General features: G+C 32.2%; 14 protein-coding genes, 1 tRNA gene and 1 riboswitch. Of the genes, 3 read left to right on the top strand and 12 right to left on the bottom strand.

Annotated features, from left to right (window positions below):
- Positions 1-155: 155 nt before the first annotated feature.
- The 7 genes from DFQ10_RS09120 to DFQ10_RS09090 all read right to left on the bottom strand — a co-directional run bounded on the left by DFQ10_RS09120 (position 156) and on the right by DFQ10_RS09090 (position 8,692).
- Positions 156-1,940 (bottom strand): tetratricopeptide repeat protein, encoded by a 1,785-nt coding sequence (locus DFQ10_RS09120; protein ID WP_115817104.1) that lies wholly within the window; start codon positions 1,938-1,940, stop codon positions 156-158.
- Positions 1,941-2,381: 441 nt separating this feature from the next.
- Positions 2,382-3,653: a serine--tRNA ligase gene (gene serS / locus DFQ10_RS09115; protein ID WP_115817103.1), complete on the bottom strand. Its 1,272-nt coding sequence runs from the start codon at positions 3,651-3,653 to the stop codon at positions 2,382-2,384.
- A 207-nt stretch (positions 3,654-3,860) separates the two neighbouring features.
- Positions 3,861-5,198, bottom strand: a complete 1,338-nt coding sequence (locus DFQ10_RS09110; protein WP_115817102.1) for an HTTM domain-containing protein — start codon at positions 5,196-5,198, stop codon at positions 3,861-3,863.
- A complete protein-coding gene (locus tag DFQ10_RS09105; protein WP_115817101.1) occupies positions 5,191-6,099 on the bottom strand; it encodes a bifunctional riboflavin kinase/FAD synthetase in 909 nt (302 codons plus the stop codon). Before DFQ10_RS09105 ends, DFQ10_RS09110 begins: the two co-directional genes overlap by 8 nt.
- 60 nt (positions 6,100-6,159) lie before the next feature.
- Positions 6,160-6,726 carry an aminoacyl-tRNA hydrolase gene (gene pth / locus DFQ10_RS09100; protein ID WP_394347245.1) on the bottom strand — a complete coding sequence of 189 codons (567 nt, stop codon included), beginning with the start codon at positions 6,724-6,726 and terminating at the stop codon, positions 6,160-6,162.
- A gap of 142 nt (positions 6,727-6,868) precedes the next feature.
- Complete coding sequence (locus tag DFQ10_RS09095) at positions 6,869-7,504, bottom strand: 50S ribosomal protein L25/general stress protein Ctc (protein WP_115817099.1); 636 nt, start codon at positions 7,502-7,504, stop codon at positions 6,869-6,871.
- 246 nt (positions 7,505-7,750) lie between these two features.
- On the bottom strand, positions 7,751-8,692 hold the full coding sequence (locus DFQ10_RS09090) for a ribose-phosphate pyrophosphokinase (RefSeq protein WP_115817098.1): 942 nt from the start codon (positions 8,690-8,692) through the stop codon (positions 7,751-7,753).
- A gap of 206 nt (positions 8,693-8,898) precedes the next feature.
- On the opposite strand from DFQ10_RS09090, the gene DFQ10_RS09085 reads away from it, so the two are divergent.
- Both DFQ10_RS09085 and DFQ10_RS09080 read left to right on the top strand, forming a co-directional pair.
- A tRNA-Leu gene (locus tag DFQ10_RS09085) sits at positions 8,899-8,980 on the top strand.
- A gap of 133 nt (positions 8,981-9,113) precedes the next feature.
- Positions 9,114-10,334 (top strand): outer membrane beta-barrel protein, encoded by a 1,221-nt coding sequence (locus tag DFQ10_RS09080; protein ID WP_181897613.1) that lies wholly within the window; start codon positions 9,114-9,116, stop codon positions 10,332-10,334.
- 27 nt (positions 10,335-10,361) lie between these two features.
- Here the strand turns inward: DFQ10_RS09080 and metF are convergent, their stop codons facing one another.
- From metF to DFQ10_RS09055, 5 genes are all read right to left on the bottom strand, one after another.
- Positions 10,362-11,318, bottom strand: coding sequence for a methylenetetrahydrofolate reductase [NAD(P)H] (metF, locus tag DFQ10_RS09075; protein WP_115817096.1), 957 nt, complete (start codon positions 11,316-11,318; stop codon positions 10,362-10,364).
- A 204-nt stretch (positions 11,319-11,522) separates the two neighbouring features.
- Positions 11,523-14,243 carry a methionine synthase gene (gene metH, locus DFQ10_RS09070; protein WP_115817095.1) on the bottom strand — a complete coding sequence of 907 codons (2,721 nt, stop codon included), beginning with the start codon at positions 14,241-14,243 and terminating at the stop codon, positions 11,523-11,525.
- 1 nt (position 14,244) lies between these two features.
- Positions 14,245-14,601, bottom strand: coding sequence for a four helix bundle protein (locus DFQ10_RS09065; RefSeq protein WP_115817094.1), 357 nt, complete (start codon positions 14,599-14,601; stop codon positions 14,245-14,247).
- A 30-nt stretch (positions 14,602-14,631) separates the two neighbouring features.
- The gene (locus DFQ10_RS09060; protein WP_115817093.1) at positions 14,632-15,633 is read right to left on the bottom strand and encodes a homocysteine S-methyltransferase family protein; all 1,002 of its coding nucleotides are present in this window, start codon (positions 15,631-15,633) and stop codon (positions 14,632-14,634) included.
- Between the two features lie 60 nt (positions 15,634-15,693).
- Positions 15,694-16,863 (bottom strand): trans-sulfuration enzyme family protein, encoded by a 1,170-nt coding sequence (locus tag DFQ10_RS09055; RefSeq protein WP_115817092.1) that lies wholly within the window; start codon positions 16,861-16,863, stop codon positions 15,694-15,696.
- Between the two features lie 113 nt (positions 16,864-16,976).
- Positions 16,977-17,100: riboswitch (SAM riboswitch) on the bottom strand.
- 135 nt (positions 17,101-17,235) lie between these two features.
- Here DFQ10_RS09055 and DFQ10_RS09050 point away from each other — a divergent pair.
- Positions 17,236-17,832, top strand: coding sequence for a HupE/UreJ family protein (locus DFQ10_RS09050; protein ID WP_115817091.1), 597 nt, complete (start codon positions 17,236-17,238; stop codon positions 17,830-17,832).
- Positions 17,833-17,849: the final 17 nt, after the last annotated feature.

The raw sequence follows: 17,849 nt of genomic DNA, 5'->3' as shown, positions 1-17,849 counted from the left end.
GATGAATTTGGTGCAAAAATATGGATTTAGAAGTTAATGATTAATAAGTTCTCGCGAATTAGAATAGACGCAAAGTTGAAAATTATAAGAACTAGAAATTTTTAAAACAAAACGATAAAGCTGCTGAATGAGGTTTAAACCTGAAGACTAAAATACTAGTTGATACTATCTCCACGTAACATTCTAAACTTTCGTCTTGCTTCAATAAAATAGATACTGTCTTGATGCTCAAATATAATTTTCTCGTAGAGTGCTTTTGCTTCTTCTGGTTTAGCTAAATGCGTATTGTAGAGTTCTGCTAAATAATAATAGGCATCGTCTGCTAAGATTCCATCTCTGTAATCTGTAATAATTTCTTGGTAATTAGCTTCAGCATTAATATATTTCTTCTTTTTTTCGTATAATTTGGCTTGCTGATAAAGGGTTTGGTCTGTAATACTTTCACCTTTATGTTCTTCTAAAATTTTGTCTAAAAGCGAAATGGCATCGTCCGTTCTATTCTGAAAGGCATACAAATCTGCTTTAGCATATAGTTTTAGAGAGGTCTGTAAAGTATCTTCGAATTTATTATCTGTGATTAATAGTTTTAAATCTAACGCATCATTTGCAATTAATTGCGATGTAGATGATTTTAGAATTTTAAGTTGCGATTCTGCCCAATCAAAATCTCCCTTATAGTAACTTGTTTTTGCGACTTTAAATCTTGCTTCTTGGGCAATGGTACTATTTTTTAGTTCTGCTTGAATTTGAGAATAGAAAATTAAGGCTTCATTAAATTTTTCTTGAAGCACCAAAATATCTGCTAATAGTAACTTTATTTTTGCTTGTCTATATACAGAGATTGGTAATTTTAAACTTTCCTTTAGGAAGCTTGTAGCTTTTGCAGTGTCTTTAAGGTCAAAAGCTAAGAATTTACCATAAGCTAATTGCAACGGAATGGTGAGTAAAGATTTTCCGTATTCTTCAAAAAGATTATTATAGATTTCATCGATTTGTTTTAAACCTTTTTCATCTGCATCTTTAGTATCAATTTCGAGAATGTATTGATGTGCAGTTAACGCTGTGGTTTGGTCTTGGGTTGTTTCTAAAACGTAATTAAAAATTGTTTTTGCAGTGTCATCGTCATTATCTTTTCTTGCCGTTTCTGCTAATTCAATAATACGGTCTAAACTTTCTGGATTACGCTTATAAAGTGCTTTTTCTTGAATAAAGGATTTGTTATAGGCTTTTTCTTGAACATATAACCAGCTCAACATATCGTACCAAAAAGGTTTAGGCTCTTGCTGTATTTTTTTTAATAATAATCGCCTTAAATAAATATTGCTTTCGTTCTCATTGTTTTCAGAAATAAACTCACTAATTGCACGTTTAATATCGTTGAGGTAATTGGGTTTGAAATCTACATACTCTATATAGTTTTCAAACATTTTTTCAATATCACCTTGGTCGCCATAAATGCGAGCTAACTGAATACTATAGTCTCTTTCTGGAGTTAGAATTTTGCCTTTTTCGTAAACCCTAATGGCTTGGTCTAGGAGTGAGTAATCTTCAAATTTTTTGGCAATGGTATAAATGTAATTGGGTTTGTCATCGACCAAAGTAATGGCTTCTTCATACAATTTATTAGCACTTTCTATGCTGTCTTTAAGCTGAGAGTTATAACCCAAAACAACTAGCATTACTGGATTTGGGTTTCTTTTTAATTGTGCTGTAATGATGTTTTGTGCTTCATTATATTGCTCTAATTGTTGGTGGATATCTACTAGCTTGTAAATATAATTATAGTTGTAGGGTTTCTCTTTTATCAAATTTTCATAAATGATAAGCGCTTTTTTAAATTCTCCTTTTTTATAATAACTGTCTGCTTGTGCTTGACTAGTCTGTGAGAAACTATAAAGGTTAAATGAAATAAAAAGAAAAATAAATAATCGCTGTACCATGTATATGTTGTTTTTTACAGAACTTAATTTTGTTAATCAGTAACGTGTAAAAGAAAAGATAAGTGTAAATATAACAAATGCTCAACCTAGATATTGTGAAAATAACCATAAAAAAAATGCCTAAACTTTATGTTCAGGCATTTTACCAGCAAAATAAATGTGCTATTAACCATTATTTTTGTAAATATGATTCAATTATTCTGTCTTGGTTCTGTTTTATTATTTCTAAATGAAAGAACAGTTAAAACAAAACTTTGCATACCATTGTAATCAAAGAAATGAGTAGTACAATTCGTTTTAAATTTTTCATAATATAGGTCGTTGTAATTTGGAAATACTAATTTCTAAAAAACAATCAATAAAAACGAAGAAATACATAAATAATCGCTGAAATACATTTAATTTTAACAAATGAGATATTTACAAGTGATTTTTAATGCGTTAAGAAATCATATCAAAACCAGTATAAGGTACCAAAGCCTCCGGAATTTTTATACCATCTTCAGTCTGATAATTCTCCAAAATACCTGCTAATATTCTAGGCAATGCTAGAGAGCTACCATTTAAAGTATGGCATAATTCGTTTTTACCTTCACTATTTTTAAAACGTAATTTTAAACGATTGGCTTGAAACGTTTCAAAATTAGAAACTGATGATACTTCTAACCAACGGTCTTGGGCTGTAGAGAATACTTCAAAATCATAGGTTAATGCCGATGTAAATCCTAAATCTCCACCACATAATCTTAAGATTCTATATGGTAATTTTAAATCTTGTAATATACCTTTTACATGATTTACCATACTATCTAATGCTTTATAAGAATTATCAGGATGTTCAACTCTAAGTATTTCAACTTTATCAAATTGATGCAAACGATTTAATCCTCTAACATGGGCACCATAACTTCCAGCTTCACGTCTAAAACAAGGTGTATAGCCAGTAATACTAATTGGTAAATCGCTTTCATTTAAAAGTGTATCTCTAAAAATATTGGTCGCAGGTACTTCTGCTGTAGGAATTAAATATAGGTTATCTAAAGTGACATGATACATTTGTCCTTCTTTGTCTGGTAATTGACCAGTTCCAAATCCAGAAGCTTCATTTACCAAATGTGGTACTTGATATTCTGTGTAACCGGCTTCAGTGTTTTTATCTAAAAAATAAGCAATAAGTGCACGTTGTAATCTTGCGCCTTTACCAATATACACAGGGAAACCAGCTCCAGTAATTTTGTTTCCTAATTCAAAATCAATGATATTATACTTTTTAGCGAGTTCCCAATGTGGTAATGCAGCATCGTGCAGTTTTGGTATGTCACCTTCTCTAAACGTTTCTTCATTATCCTCATCGGTATTTCCTGCAGGTACAATAGGGTTTGGTACGTTAGGAATCTTGTAAAGCAACTCAGAAAGCGCTTCTACTTTATCGTTAAGCTCTTGTTCAAAATTTTTAGTAGCTTCTTTTAATTGAGTTGTTTTTTCTTTTAAAATATTTGCTTTTTGTACTTCCCCAGATTTAAATAAGTTTCCAATTTCTTTAGACAAAGCATTAGATTCTGCTTTTGTATTATCTAAAGACGTTTGTAGTGCTTTTCGGTCTTCATCAAAAGCAATAGCTTCATTAATCATTTCTGTAGCATCTATATTTCGTTTAGCTAAACGTGCAATGATGTCTTCTTTATTCTCTCTGATAAAAGCAACTTGTAACATATCTTTTAATTTAGGTTATATACCAATTAAGCTCAGTAAAAACAATGAACAAAAGTAAAAATAAAATGAGCAGAAAAAAATATAAATGGGTCTATTTTGACGTGTGAATTTGGGCTTGGTCGAATTTTACTAATTATCACAGACAAAAGAACTTAGTGGATTTCTGTTTTGTCCGTTTTGATTAGTTATAATTAATAAAAATTGGTCTTAATTTTTTCTAGTATTATTATCAATAGTCAACTCTGAAGGCAAGATCCAATTATGATGTTTAAAATGAGACCATTCAACATTTGCAAGATCCACTTTTGGGTCTATAAATTGTTTTGAAGGTTTACCATTAACACTTACATAACATTTTACAAATACTTTAATAGGGATATTTTTTTTAGCAAAATCTTGTTTGAGGTGTTGTGCAAATTGCCAAATAACATCTGGTTTTGTGCTAGCACCTCGTTGTTGTTTTGGAGTAAGGTAATCATCTAATTTAATAGGAATAGCTTTGTTTGTGTCAGCGTTTATTACAGAATAGGTTATTCTGCCACTTTTTGAGCGCAACATCATTCGCCAAGATAAGCGATGACCTTCTTCTGTCCATAACACATTGTCTTCTATAAAGTGATGTCTTAGAGGTAAGACAATTTGGACAATAAAGTAAATTGAAAATAAGGTTACTAATACGGTTTTGTACTTTGGAATTGTGATGGCTTCAGCTTCATAAAACGGTTTATTTTTTAAGAATAAATTCCTAATAATTTTAGGGTCAAAAAAGAATAAGCTAAACGCTAAAGACATATAAGGAAATATGCCAATTTGAAATACAATAGAATTAAATAAGTGAAAGAATATAGAGGCAAAGAAGGCGTATTTTCTTGTAGGTTTAAAAAGCAATAGCGGAATAATTAAGCCATCGAATAATATTCCTCCATAAGCTAAGATATAATGTATGGTGTTTTGTTGTAAAAGTTCACCAACTATGGGATAATTGGCCTTATTTCTCATTAGAATTGCTATTACTGAAGCATCTAACCAATCTGGATATAATTTGGCTAATGAAGCATAGGTGTATAGAATAAATAGCTGAAGCACAAATACCCATTTACACCAACTAGGCATTGAAATACTTTTGAGTGAAGGTTTCTGTTTTACATCAATAGAAGCATAGCGATGTGCTGGCATAAAAACCATTAAGAAACTTAATAAAACCAGAAGGTAATAATGATTGTTATAAGACGATTTTTGCATGAGGTAAGTAGTCGTCCACATCAATGCAAACATAAGCATGCTAAATCGGTATTTGTAACCTAACATAATGAAGAGCCCAAACATTCCCATTACTATGTAATAAACATACATCCAATTTCCAGGAAGTGGTTGTAACCATTCAAAACCAATAAATGAAAATGTGAATTCCGGATCTATTAATGTACGTTTTACCCATCCAGTAAAAATGGCACCAACAGCTTCTAAAAAACAAAGTAAACCAAAGATAATTCTGAATACTATGAGTCCGGAATTGTCAATATGTTTAAATAAGAATTTAATCATTTATGGTTTTTATATAATCTGAAGCATTTTCCATATCTTTTTTTAACTGGGTTTTTAAGGCTTCGAGATTTTTAAATTTTTCTTCGCTTCTCAGGCGTTTAAGAAATTCAATTTTTAATTCAGAATTATAGATGTCTTTATTAAAGTTGAAAAAATGAACTTCAATTGAGCGTGTTTTTCCATTAACGGTTGGGTTAGTCCCAATATTCATCATTCCGAAAACCGTTCTGTCTTCAATTTTAGATTTAACAACATAAACACCATCACTTGGAATGAGTTTGTATGTTGCTGTGATATTAATATTTGCTGTTGGGAAATTGATGGTTCTCCCCAAGCCTTTACCTTTAATTACTGTACCTGTAATAAAAAAATTATAGCCTAAATATGAGTTAGCCAAATCAACTTCTCCTTGGTTTAAAGCTGTTCTGATTTTGGTAGAGCTTACAGTGACGTCTTTAATATCTTGCGCTGAAATTTCTTCAACTTTAAAATCGTAAAGTTTAGCAAATTCTTTCAAGTCTGTAATGTTGGCACTTCGGTTTTTACCAAAATGATGGTCGTATCCAATAACTATTTGTTTGGTGTTTAGTTCATCTACCAAGATTTGTTTTACGTAATCTTGAGCTGAAAGGTTGGCAAACTCTTTGGTGAATTTTTTAACAATCACCTCTTTAATACCAAAGGTTTTTAGCAATTCTATACGCTCTTCAATAGTGTTTAGTAACTTAATTGAATCATCTTTTTGAAGCACCATTCTAGGGTGTGGAAACAACGTGAGTACCACAGGAATATAGCCCTTGGCTTCTGCAAGTTGCACCACTTGTTTTAATATCTTTTGATGCCCAATATGGATGCCATCAAAGGTGCCTATGGTTGTTACTTTTGCTAAATTTGAAGTCAATTTTAAAGGGTATTGCTGTTTTTTATAATTAATATAAGTTTTGAAAACAAAGCTACATTATTATTTTCCATTAAATTGATTCATTGTTGTATTTACACCTGCTAGTGCAAAAGATTTAATAAGCTCTGCAGAAATTTTTAAGCGTTCTTTTAATTTTGAATTCTCATCTTCATTCCATTCGCCTAAAACGTAATCTACTTGTCTTCCTTTGCTAAATTCATCACTAATACCAAATCTAAAGCGGTTATATTTTACGGTTTGCAATTTGTCTTGTGTGTCTTTTAGTCCATTATGTCCTCCGTCACTGCCTTTTGTTTTTAATCTAAGTGATCCAAAGGGTAGATTTAAATCATCAGTAATAACAAGCAGATTTTCTAATGGAATATTTTCTTTCTCTAGCCAGTATTTTATGGCTTTACCGCTGAGATTCATAAAAGTGCTAGGTTTTAAAAGAATAAGAGTTCTTCCTTTTATTTTGAAAGTGGAAATGTCACCAAGTTTTACAGTTTCAAATGTAATATCGTTTGTTTCTGCTAAATAATCAAGAATTTTAAAACCAATATTATGTCTGGTATTGGCGTATTTTTCTCCGATATTTCCTAATCCAACTATTAAGAATTTTTTCATTTTGTCTTCTTCCGTTAATTCTGCTTTATTACTAAAGCCAAGCCATTGTTTAATAGCCTTCCACATAATTACAATTTGTGTAAAAATAAAAAAAGCATCCTATAAATAGAATGCTTTTTTAAAATTTGAAAATAGGAAATATCTATTCTTTTACTGCAGCTACATCGTCAGTCTCAGTTGCTGGCACATCTCCTGCTTCAGTTTCTTCATCTTCATCATCAACAATAACTGCTAATCTACTACGTCTTACTTGGCAAACAACAGTATTGTCTGGGTGTAAGAATTTGTAATCTTCGTTTTCTAATTCAGTGATATAGAATTTACTTCCAATTTTTAATGGAGTAATATCTATCTCAATAAAATCTGGTAATTTAGAAGGAATAGCTTTTACTTTAAGTTTACGGTAAGGCATTCTTAAGTTACCACCATTCATTACACCTTTAGAAGATCCTATTGTTTTAACAGGGATTTCCATAGTAATCGCTTTATTATCAAAAATTTGATAAAAATCGACATGTATAATTCTATCTGTTACTGGGTGAAACTGAATATCTTGCATTACTGCATTGTATTCTTCACCGTTATCTAAGGCAATCACAACTGTATGTGCGTTAGGTGTATATACAAGTTTTGAAAAAGCCAGTTCTGGTGATGAGAAATGCAATGGCTTGTCTCCTCCGTAAATAACGCAAGGAACCTGACCAGCATTACGTAAGGCTTTAGTTGCCTTTTTGCCTACGCTTTCTCTTTGAGATCCGTTAATTGTAATTGATTTCATTTTTTAAATGTTTGTTTAATAAATATTTAATTCCCTCATTTTGAGGGCTGCAAATTTAGACATAATATCTGAAAATACTAGTGTTATAGTACTATTTTTTATTGAAGCCTAATTTACTAAACAAGGAAGATGATTTGAGGCTATGTTTGAGGCGTTTCTTTCTCATTCAAAAACTCCAAGACACCTTTTGCTTGCAGTTGCTAGGACATTATCGCTTTTATTATGTAGTTATTTGAAAGCTATGAATTACATCACAAATTTATTACTAATAGATTCGTTGTGATGTACATGATGCATTACTTCTGCAAATAAATCGGCACAACTTAATACTTTTAATTTTTTGCTTTCTTGCTTTAAAGGAATAGAATTGGTTACAATTAATTCCTCAAGTTTAGAGGCTTCAAGTTTTTCATAAGCAGAACCAGATAAAATAGGATGTGTACAAATAGCTCTTACACTTAAGGCACCACGTTCCATCATTAAATCTGCAGCTTTAGTTAATGTGCCAGCTGTATCTACCATATCATCTACTAAAACTACATTTTTACCTGTAACATCACCAATAAGTTCCATGTGCGAAATTACATTAGCTTTTGCACGTTGTTTATAACAAATAACAACATCACTTTTTAACGCTTTAGAATAAGCATAAGCTCGTTTAGAACCTCCCATATCTGGAGAGGCGATGGTTAGGTTGTCTAGGTTTAAACTTTTTAAGTATGGTAAAAATATAGTGGATGCAAACAAATGATCTACTGGCTTTTCAAAAAATCCTTGAATCTGATCGGCATGTAAATCCATTGTAATAATACGAGTTGCACCAGCAGCTTCTAACATTTTAGCTACTAATTTTGCCGCAATTGGTACTCTAGGTTTGTCTTTTCTGTCTTGTCTGGCCCAACCGAAATAAGGCATAACCGCAGTGACGTGTCTTGCCGAAGCACGTTTTGCTGCATCTATCATTAAGAGCATTTCCATTAAATTCTTTGGTCCTGGATGAGTGGATCCTATAATAAAAACACGTGTACCTCTAATAGATTCTTCATAAGATGGCTGAAATTCACCGTCACTATAAGTAGATGTAATTACATTCCCTAATTTTACTCCATAGGCTTTAGCAATCTGTTCTGCAAGGTATGTACTTTGTGTACAAGCAAAAATTTTGGCTTCTTTGGCTTCGTATGACATTTGTTTTCAGTTATTTATTTGGTGGTTTGGTGTCTTTTTATTTTCATTCAAATTTAGAAAAATTATTTGCTTCAAAAAATTATAAAACCTACTAATTTTGATTGCTTGACGGAAATAATTTTCTATTTTTGCAGTCCTAATTGCTAAAGCAAAGCGGAAGTACCTATCAAAGATAGAGTTGGTAGATTTAATTACCAATTATAATCGCTCAAGTGGTGGAATTGGTAGACACGTTGGATTCAAAATCCAATGTCGCAAGACGTGTGGGTTCGATTCCCACCTTGAGTACAAGTAAAAACCTCAACTATTTAATTTTAAATAGATTGAGGTTTTTTTTGTTGCTGTTAATTAATAATTTGTCTTATTTTTCCGTATTAAATTATATTAATCCAATGACATTAATCCAATGACATTAATGTTTATGCACTTAAAAAAAACCTTTCTAATAGCTTTCGTTTTTCTTATAGCTACTTCCTTATACTCTCAAACTGAATTTAAGAAAGGAGTATTTATTACAGATACTAATGATAAAGTAGAATGTTTTATTAAAAGTATGGACTGGAAAAGTAATCCTACAGAATTTAAGTATAAACTCACCGAAAATGGCGAGATTAAAACAGGTTTTATTGAAGGGGTGAAGGCTTTTGAGATTTATGATATTTCTAAGTACACAAGAGCAACAGTAAATATTGATCGATCAAGTAGCAATCTTAATAAACTAACAACAGATAAGAATCCCATATTTAAGGAGGAGCAACTTTTTCTTAAAGTGATAATAGAGAGCGAAGCCAGCTTGTATTACTACGAAGATGGTAATTTAAAACGCTTTTTTTATAATCTAGAAAATGAGAAAATAGAACAATTGGTTTATAAAGAATATCTTTTTGAAGCTGATCTCATAAATGAAAATAATCATTATAAGCAACAGTTGTTAAATTCATTAAAATGTAAAGATATTTCAATGAATAGTATAAAAAGCTTAAGCTATACTATAAAAGATTTGTCTAAACTCTTTGAAAAATACAATGCTTGCGTTGGCGGTGAGCTTGTTAATTTTGAGAAAAAAGAAGAAAGAGATTTGTTTAATTTTAGAGCAAAATTAGGTTTGGGGAGAGCTTCTTTGTCTATTAAGAATTCAGTAGATCCAGATCAAAATGTAGATTTTGACAATGAGATTTTGTTTAGATTTGGAGGAGAGTTAGAAATGATTTTACCTTTTAATAATGATAAATGGGCTATTGTAATAGAGCCAAGTTATCAGAGTTATTCGTCTAAAACAGAAGTTGATATTCGTTATCCTGGGGAAAATCAAGCTGACACATACACTTATGAAGCTTCATACTCAACAATAGAATTGCCAATTGGTTTAAGGCATTACTTCTTTTTGAATGAGGACTCTAAGATTTTTGTTAATGCTTTTTACACTTATTTTCACACCTTAGATTCTTCAATGAAAATTAGATATGGAACAGAATTAGATGTTGAAAAAGGAGGATTATTATCAATAGGTTTAGGTTACAGCTATAAAAAGTTAAGTGCAGAATTCCGACTTGAAAACTCTCGTCAGATTCTTGGTCAATATCGTTATTGGGACTCAAATTATAAACAAGTAACATTACTATTTGGATACCAACTTTTTTAAAGAAGCTGGTATCTAATAATACACTTATTAAAATAGCTCAGAAGCAATAGTTTTAATATTATCACTTTTTCCCATAGAGTAATAATGTAATACAGGAATACCTGCCTTTTGAAGTTCTTTAGATTGTTGAATACACCATTCAATACCTACTTCTCTTACTTGTTTATTGTCCTTGCATTTTACAATAGATATAATAAGATCTTCAGGTAGATCTACGTGAAAACGATGTGGAATTAAATTCAATTGTTTTTTGGTTGAAATTGGTTTTAAACCTGGAATAATAGGAACAGTAATGCCTTCTTTTCGGCATTTAGCAACAAAGTCGAAATACTTCTGATTATTAAAAAACATTTGGGTAACAATATAGGTAGCTCCGTTTTTTATTTTCTTTTTTAAGAAATGAATATCACTATCTAAACTTGGTGCTTCCATATGTTTTTCTGGATAAGCAGCAGCTCCAATACAAAAATTTGTGGCAGAACTATTCTGTAATTCTTCATCTAAATATTGCCCGTTGTTCATCTCTTCAATTTGAGAGATTAATTCATTAGCATAAGAATGACCTTCCTTTTCGGGTTTGAAGTAAGTTTCACTTTTAACCGCATCTCCACGTAGTGCCATTACATTTTCAATACCTAAGAAATCTAAATCAATCAAAAAGTTTTCAGTATCTTCTTTTGTAAAACCACCACATAATATATGAGGAATTGCGTCAACACCATATTTATTTTGAATTGCAGCACAAATCCCTACAGTTCCAGGTCTTTTCTTTACAACTTGTTTTTTTAGAAGCCCATTTTCAACTTCCTTAAAGACGTATTCTTCTCTATGATATGTGACATCAATAAAAGGTGGTTTAAACTCCATTAAAGGATCTATATTGTTGAAAATAGATTGAATGTGCTGTCCTTTTAAGGGAGGCAAAATTTCAAAGGAGAATTGCGTTTTTCCGTTAGCGTTTTCGATGTGTTCTGTTACTTTCATGTGTTTAAACTTATTGCTTTTCAATGGTCACATGCTGTTCGCTATTAATCATTCATGTAAAAATGATAAAGTTTTGAACATGCTCGTTTCATACTATTGTCTGCGAAAGCAGGTATCTCTTTAATGTTTAATCTTATTTTTATAGACATTATTTTTTGACCTGCAAGGTTTTTAAAACCTGCAAGGTCGATAATCATAATTCTATTAATCTGCAATATTTGGATTCAACCATTTAGTTGCTTCTTCATTTGAAATGTTTCTTCGTTTAGAATAATCTTCAATTTGGTCTTCTTTAATCTTTCCAAGACCGAAATATTTAGCCTCAGGATTCCCCAAATAATAACCGCTTACACTTGCAGCTGGCCACATGGCTAAACTTTCTGTAAGCTTAACTCCGATATTTTCTTCGACATTTAAAAGTTTCCATATAGTTGTCTTTTCTAAATGGTCTGGACAAGCAGGATAACCAGGTGCTGGTCGTATTCCTTTGTAGTTTTCCTTAATTAAATCGTCGTTAGATAAGTTTTCGTCATTAGTATAATTCCAATGTTTAGTTCTTACTTCCTTATGTAAATATTCTGCAAAGGCTTCAGCTAATCTATCAGCTAATGCTTTAATCATAATCGAATTATAATCATCGTGTTCCGCTTCAAATTGCGCTGCTAATTCTGCTGTTCCAAATCCGGTAGATACACAGAAGCATCCCATGTAATCTTGTTTTCCTGAAGTTTTCGGTGCAATAAAGTCTGATAAGGCGATGTTTGGTTTGCCTTCAGATTTTTTAGATTGCTGACGAAGAGTTAAGAATTTATAAATTTCTTCTTTGTTCTCGACTGCGCTCGAACTGGCAGAAGAAATCTCAATATCATCATCATTAACCGTATTGGCTTCAAACAATCCAAAAATGGCTTTCGCTTTTAATAACTTTTCGTCAAAAATACGTTTTAGTAAAACTTGTGCATCAGCAAACAATTCTGTGGCTTGTTCGCCAACAACAGTGTCTGTTAATATATCTGGATATTTGCCATGTAAATCCCAACTTCTAAAAAAAGGTGACCAATCAATAAATTCTTCAAGTTTAGTGATGTCGAAATCATCTATAATTTGAATACCTAATTGTTTTGGTTTTACAATTTCAGACGTATTCCAATCGATTTTGAACTTGTTTTTCCTGGCATCAGAAATCGTCAAATATTCCTTTTTTCTAGTACGTTTTAAGAATTGTTCACGGAAGGCATCATACTCTTCACGAATCTGATTTTTATATATTTTGCTGTCTTTTTTGAGTAAATCTCCAACGACGGTTACTGCTCTAGAAGCATCATTTATATGAACAACAGTATTGTTATAATGAGGTGCGATTTTTACGGCAGAATGTGCTCTAGATGTTGTTGCGCCACCAATAATAAGTGGGATTTCTACATTTTGTTTTTCGAGTGCTTTAGAGACGTAAACCATTTCATCTAGTGAAGGCGTAATTAAGCCACTCAACCCAATGATGTCTACTTTTTCTCTAATCGCTGTTTCAATGATTTTTTCTGGTGGCACCATCACACCAAGGTCAATAATTTCGTAATTGTTACAACCTAATACCACGCTTACAATATTCTTTCCAATATCATGAACGTCTCCTTTAACGGTCGCCATTAATATTTTACCTGCAAATTCTTGTTTACCGTCTTTTTCAGCTTCAATATAAGGTTGCAGATAAGCAACCGCTTTTTTCATTACTCGTGCAGATTTTACTACTTGAGGTAGAAACATTTTACCGCTTCCAAATAAATCGCCAACCACATTCATACCAATCATTAAATGACCTTCTATGACATGAATTGGTTTATCCACTGCTAATCGTGCTTCTTCAACATCTTCCAAGATAAAGGCATCTATTCCTTTTACTAATGCGTGCGTAATTCTATCTTGTAAAGCGTCACTTCTCCATTCTAGGACTTTGTCTTCTTGTTCTTTTTTCTGTCCTTTTACCGATTCGGCATAATCTAAAAGGCGTTCAGTTGCATCATCACGTCTATCAAATAAAACATCTTCTACACGTTCTAATAAATCTTTGTTTATTTCATCGTAAACTTCGAGCATGGTTGGGTTAACAATACCCATATTCATCCCATTTTTAATCGCATGATATAAAAAAGCTGAATGCATGGCTTCACGAACGATATTGTTCCCTCTAAATGAAAAAGAGACATTACTTACACCTCCAGATACGTTAGCATGAGGTAAATTTTCTCTAATCCATTTGGTCGCTTCAAAAAAATCGAGTGCATTTCTACGATGCTCATCCATACCTGTTGCTACAGGAAAAATATTAGGGTCAAAGATGATGTCTTGAGGTGGGAATTTAAGTTCGTTGACTAAAATATGATATGAGCGTTGGCAAATTTCGATTCGTCTGTTGTAAGTATCGGCTTGGCCATCTTCATCAAAAGCCATTACCACAACAGCAGCTCCATAACGTTTGATGAGTTTTGCATGATGTTTAAATTGCGTTTCACCTTCTTTTAAACTAATAGAATTAACCACGCATTTTCCTTGAGCCACTTGTAAACCAGCTTCAATAATTTCCCATTTAGAACTGTCTATCATTAATGGGATTCTAGAAATGTCTGGCTCTGAAGCTATAAGATTTAAAAAGGTAGTCATGGCATAAACACCATCTAACATGCCTTCATCCATATTAACATCAAGAATTTGTGCGCCTCCATCTACTTGGTCTCTGGCAACTTCTAAGGCTTCATCGTATTTTTCTTCTTTAATAAGACGAAGAAATTTTCGAGAACCTGTGACATTGGTTCGTTCTCCAACATTAATGAAGTTACTTTCTGGTGTTACTACTAAAGGTTCTAATCCAGATAAGGTTAAATACTTTTGGTTTTTAGTTGATTGTTGATTGTTGATGGATGCACTCATGTTACTTTTTAGATTTGAAATAATTAATGAATCCGTTTAATAGTTTTTTAGAAGTAGTAATCTGTTTTAATATAGCATCTAATTGTTTTTTCGAAATATAATTTAAATCAAAAGCTAGAAAAAGTTGAGTTTCAAGCTCAAATAACGAACCTCTTGAAATATATAAAAAATGAATAGTCTCTTTATTGGATTGTCGTCCAAGACCTTCTGCAATATTTGATGGTATTGAGATTGAGCATCTCCTAACTTGATTAGTTAATGCATACAATTCTTCTTTGGGAAACAAATCACTTAATAAATAAACTTTTTTTACAAGTTCTCTGGAATATTTCCAAACATCTAATTCTATATAATCCATTCTTTTTCTTTTTTGACTAATTACAACCAACTAAACACTAACAACTATTAATCTTGGTTTGTAGTTCTTTGCCACGTCTGCAATAGCTTTGATGTGCTCTGGACTTGTACCACAGCAGCCACCAATGATATTGATGAGGTCATCTTTTAGATACTCCTCAATATATTGCTGCATTTGTTTTGGTGTTTCATCATATTCTCCAAAAGCATTTGGTAATCCTGCGTTGGGATGTGCTGAGGTATAGAAATCAGTTTCGTTAGATAAACGCTGTAAATAAGGTTTTAACTGTTGCGCACCAAGAGCACAATTAAAGCCAACACTTAACAATGGAATATGAGATATCGAAGTTAAAAATGCTTCAACCGTTTGGCCAGATAACGTTCTGCCCGAAGCATCAGTTATCGTCCCAGAAACCATAATTGGAATATCAATATGTCGTTCTTCTTTGACTTCTTCAATAGCGAATAAAGCCGCTTTTGCATTTAAAGTATCAAAAATAGTTTCCACTAAAAGTAAATCAGCACCTCCATCAATTAACGCTTCTACTTGTTGCTTATACGCAATTCTTAACTCGTTAAAGGTAATGGCTCTATATTCTGGTCGGTTAACATCTGGTGATAAACTTGCCGTTTTGTTTGTTGGTCCAATACTGCCAGCAACAAAACGCGGTTGATCAGGATTTTCTTTTGTGAATTTGTCTGCCACTTCTCTCGCGATTTTAGCAGATTCAAAATTCAATTCGTAAACTAAATCTTCCATATCATAATCTGCCATGGCAATTGTAGTCCCAGAAAAGGTGTTGGTTTCCACGATGTCAGCTCCAGCTTCAAAATATTTAGCATGAATTTCTGCAATAGCTTTCGGTTGGGTTAAGGATAGTAAATCGTTATTCCCTTTTAAAGGGGATGGATAATCCTTAAAACGTTCACCTCTAAAATCTTCTTCCGAGAAATTATATTGCTGAAGCATGGTTCCCATGGCTCCATCGAGAACTAATATGCGTTTTTGTAATTCGTCTTTTATATTGCTCATAGTATATGTTTGTTCTCGATATAATTTTATTCCGATGTCATAAAATCACTCGAACTGACGTTAATTTTCTAATGCCTGTTTTAAATCGTTAATAATATCTTCAGGATGTTCTAAACCAACAGATACTCTAATTAATCCAGAAGTAATTCCTGTTTCTAAACGGACATCTTCTGGTATTTTTGCGTGTGTTGTAGATGCAGGATGTGTAACTATTGTTCGGGTATCTCCTAAATTTGCAGAAAGCGATAATAACTTAATGGCGTTTAGAAATTTTCTACCAGCTTCAATGCCACCTTTTATTTCAAAAGCCACGACGTTTCCGCCTAATTTCATTTGTTTTTTTGCTAATTCGTATTGCGGATGTGATTTTAGAAATGGATATTTTACAAAATTCACATGGTCGTTAGCCTCTAAAAATGTGGCTACTTTTAATGCATTATCACAATGTCTATCAACTCTAACCGGTAAAGTTTCTAAACTTTTTGATAAAACCCATGCGTTAAAAGGCGATAATGCAGGACCTGTATTTCTAGAAAATAGATAGATTTTTTGAATTAAGTCTCCACTACCAACAGTGACACCTCCTAAAACTCGACCTTGTCCATCCATTAATTTTGTAGCAGAATGAATCACTAAATCTGCACCAAATTTTATAGGCTGCTGTAAGTATGGTGTTGCAAAACAATTGTCTATAATAAATATAAGATTGTGCTTTTTCGCAATATCTCCTAGGCGTTGTAAGTCTAAGATATCTACAGCCGGATTTGTTGGACTTTCAGCATAAATCACTTTCGTATTGGGTTGTATTAGACTTTCAATGGTATCTAATTCATCAATTTTAAAGTAGCTTGTTGAGATATTCCACTTAGGTAATATATTATTAAATAAGGTTTGTGTAGAGCCAAAAATACTTCGAGATGAAATAACATGATCATCGGAATTTAATAAAGCTGCAAATGTTGAAAACACAGCAGACATACCAGATGCGAAGGCATAACCGCGTTCTGCACCTTCCATTTTACAAACTTTTTCTACAAACTCAGATGTATTAGGATTAGAGTAACGACTGTAAATATTACGTTGTTTTTCATCTGCAAAAGAAGCACGCATATCTTCAGCATCTTCAAATACGTAACTCGATGTTAAAAACAAAGGGCTAGAATGTTCTAGGTATTGCGAACGCTCAATTTGGGTGCGTATAGCTTCTGTTTCTATGTGTTTTGAATTCATTTTTGTTTTCCTTAATTGATAGTAAACCAAAAATCAAATGCATCAAAAATTGACGTGTAAATAGAAAAATGTTATAAAGAATTTGAATTACAACTATGACGTGTAATTATGTTGGGTTATCTATCCAATTACACGATAAATGAATCGGTAATTACGTAGAATTTAGCACCTTCTTAATAAGTTTAAGGGTTGCTAAGGTTTCAAAGGGTCTAATCCCTCCACCTTTCTTGATAACATTTCAATAAGTTATTTGAACTTTGTGAATTACAATATTCCGAAAGAAATCACTAAGAAACAAATTATATTCACTTTATTTTAACAGAAACCTATTGGCTTTTAATTGTAACTTTGGTGAATCCCAAAGAATTAATTATGTTAGATAATTTTTGGTTTAATGTTCAATATGGCATGAACCACGTTTTAGATATTAATGGTTATGACCATGTACTTTTCTTAATGGTTTTATCCGTTCCTTACCTTTTTAAAGATTGGAAACGCGTGCTTTTACTCGTTACCATGTTTACTTTAGGACATACGCTATCCTTAGTGTTAGCAGCTTATAGTATTGTAACGGTTAACGGAAAGTTAGTAGAATTTTTAATACCTATAACCATTTTAATTACAGCAATTTATAATGTGTTTACTACCGGAAAAAAAGCAAAATCGAATAAGATAGGCTTGCTGTTTTTTACGACTTTATTTTTTGGTCTCGTCCACGGATTAGGCTTTGCGAGAGAGTTTAAAATGTTTTCTGGTCAATCTGGAAATAAATTAGAATTACTCATAGAATTTGCATTGGGTATAGAATTAGCGCAAGTTATTATTGTATTCGTCGTTTTATTTATTGGATTTTTATGTCAAACGGTCTTTAGAGTTTCTCGTCGTGATTGGGTAATGGTAATTTCAGCTTTGGTTGCCGGATTAGTGATTCCGATGATTTTGGGAAGTCAATTACTTAGCAATACATAAAGTTTGGTTAAATTTTA

The sequence above is a fragment of the Winogradskyella eximia genome (assembly GCF_003386165.1).
GTDB lineage: Bacteria > Bacteroidota > Bacteroidia > Flavobacteriales > Flavobacteriaceae > Winogradskyella > Winogradskyella eximia.
The sequence above is the reverse complement of the archived record's forward strand: the minus strand, read 5'-3'. Positions and strand labels throughout refer to the sequence as shown.

Coding starts and splice junctions, on each gene's coding strand:
- DFQ10_RS09120 (WP_115817104.1), bottom strand. CDS start 1,940: ATGGTACAGCGATTATTTATTTTTCTTTTTATTTCATTTAACCTTTAT.
- serS (WP_115817103.1), bottom strand. CDS start 3,653: ATGTTACAAGTTGCTTTTATCAGAGAGAATAAAGAAGACATCATTGCA.
- DFQ10_RS09110 (WP_115817102.1), bottom strand. CDS start 5,198: ATGATTAAATTCTTATTTAAACATATTGACAATTCCGGACTCATAGTA.
- pth (WP_394347245.1), bottom strand. CDS start 6,726: ATGAAAAAATTCTTAATAGTTGGATTAGGAAATATCGGAGAAAAATAC.
- DFQ10_RS09095 (WP_115817099.1), bottom strand. CDS start 7,504: ATGAAATCAATTACAATTAACGGATCTCAAAGAGAAAGCGTAGGCAAA.
- DFQ10_RS09090 (WP_115817098.1), bottom strand. CDS start 8,692: ATGTCATACGAAGCCAAAGAAGCCAAAATTTTTGCTTGTACACAAAGT.
- DFQ10_RS09080 (WP_181897613.1), top strand. CDS start 9,114: ATGCACTTAAAAAAAACCTTTCTAATAGCTTTCGTTTTTCTTATAGCT.
- metF (WP_115817096.1), bottom strand. CDS start 11,318: ATGAAAGTAACAGAACACATCGAAAACGCTAACGGAAAAACGCAATTC.
- metH (WP_115817095.1), bottom strand. CDS start 14,243: ATGAGTGCATCCATCAACAATCAACAATCAACTAAAAACCAAAAGTAT.
- DFQ10_RS09065 (WP_115817094.1), bottom strand. CDS start 14,601: ATGGATTATATAGAATTAGATGTTTGGAAATATTCCAGAGAACTTGTA.
- DFQ10_RS09060 (WP_115817093.1), bottom strand. CDS start 15,633: ATGAGCAATATAAAAGACGAATTACAAAAACGCATATTAGTTCTCGAT.
- DFQ10_RS09055 (WP_115817092.1), bottom strand. CDS start 16,863: ATGAATTCAAAACACATAGAAACAGAAGCTATACGCACCCAAATTGAG.
- DFQ10_RS09050 (WP_115817091.1), top strand. CDS start 17,236: ATGTTAGATAATTTTTGGTTTAATGTTCAATATGGCATGAACCACGTT.